Raw genomic sequence first — 1,363 nt, 5'->3', positions numbered from 1 at the left:
CCAGCACCACCGCGATCAGCCGGCGGCCGTTGCGCGTTGCCGACGCCACGAGATTGTAGCCGGAGGCACAGATGAACCCGGTCTTGAAACCGTCGGCGCCGGGATAGCGGCCGATCAGCTTGTTGAAATTGCCGGTGACACGCTTGCCGAAACGCATCGCCGGGATGTGCACGAAGTATTCGTATTCCGGCAGGTCGCGCAGGAACGAGCGCGCCAAAATGCCGAGGTCGCGCGCCGAGGTGATCTGGCCGTCGGCGGGCAGGCCGTTCGGATTGACGTAGCTGGTCTGCGTCATGCCGAGCTTCCTGGCGGTGTCGTTCATCATCGCGGAGAAGCCGTCGATCGAGCCGCCGACGCCTTCGGCAAGCACCACGGCCATGTCGTTCGCCGACTTGACCATCATCATCTTCAGCGCGTTGTCGACGGTGAGCTGCGTTCCCGGGCGGAACCCCATCTTCGAGGGCGATTGCGAGGCCGCCGTCGGCGATACCGTGAGCAGCGTGTCGAGCGTCAGTCTGCCGTCCTTGACTGCCTTCAGCGTCACATAGGCGGTCATGATCTTGGTGACGGAGGCCGGATACCAGGGGATGGTCGCGTTATCCGCCTGCAGCACCTTGCCGCTGTCGGCCTCGATCAGCAGCAGCGCTTCGGCGCTCGCCGCGCGGGGCGCGAGCAGCGCGGCGCATGCGAGGCTCGCAGCGAACAGGTTGAACAGCGATTTGCGAAGCAGCGGGCGTAGGGCGTGCACTATCCGATTCCGGTCCTTGGAGACCCGCCGGTTCCGGGCGGCTCTCGTGATCTGATGTTCGGTTTTGAAATCCAGCGCCGCCGCTTGCGGCGTCGCAAACCTATACCGGCTGGTGCGTCGATAATAGGGGCATCAGCGGGGTATTCCGCAATGAAATAGGCCGAATTTCGACGTTGTTATGAGGACCTTGCTACGGGGATTTGGCAGCCGTCGCGGCAGCCTCAGCGGCCGTCATGCTGGCCCGTGTGCTCGCTTGAGCGGTTTCATGGACCATGAATTGGGCCCTGGCGAGCTCGGCAAAATGGCCGCCTTTGGCCACGAGTTCATCGAAAGTTCCGGTTTCGATCACGCGCCCATTCTCGAATACCAGGATCCGCGTGGCGTTGCGGATGGTGGAGAGGCGGTGGGCGATCACGAAGGTGGTGCGGCCCTTCATCACTTCGTCGAGAGCGGCGTTCACCTTGGTCTCGGTGACGGCATCGAGCGCGCTGGTGGCTTCGTCCAGGATCAGGATCGGCGGGTTCTTCAGCAGCGCGCGGGCGATCGACAGACGCTGCCGCTCGCCGCCGGACAGCATGCGGCCGCGCTCGCCGGCATTGGTCGCGAAGCCGCCGC

2 protein-coding genes are annotated in these 1,363 nt (G+C 64.3%); both read right to left on the bottom strand.

Translation table 11 applies throughout. The annotated features are described in order from the left end of the window. On the bottom strand, positions 1–748 hold a 748-nt coding region (locus tag MOV74_RS38335; RefSeq protein WP_246932730.1), incomplete at its 3' end, for a D-alanyl-D-alanine carboxypeptidase family protein. A gap of 190 nt (positions 749–938) precedes the next feature. Continuing rightward, a partial coding sequence (locus MOV74_RS38330; protein WP_246932727.1) for an ATP-binding cassette domain-containing protein occupies positions 939–1,363 on the bottom strand: 425 nt, incomplete at its 5' end.

The sequence above is a fragment of the Bradyrhizobium sp. SHOUNA76 genome, assembly GCF_023006445.1.
Taxonomy (GTDB): domain Bacteria; phylum Pseudomonadota; class Alphaproteobacteria; order Rhizobiales; family Xanthobacteraceae; genus Bradyrhizobium.
The sequence above is the reverse complement of the archived record's forward strand: the minus strand, read 5'-3'. Positions and strand labels throughout refer to the sequence as shown.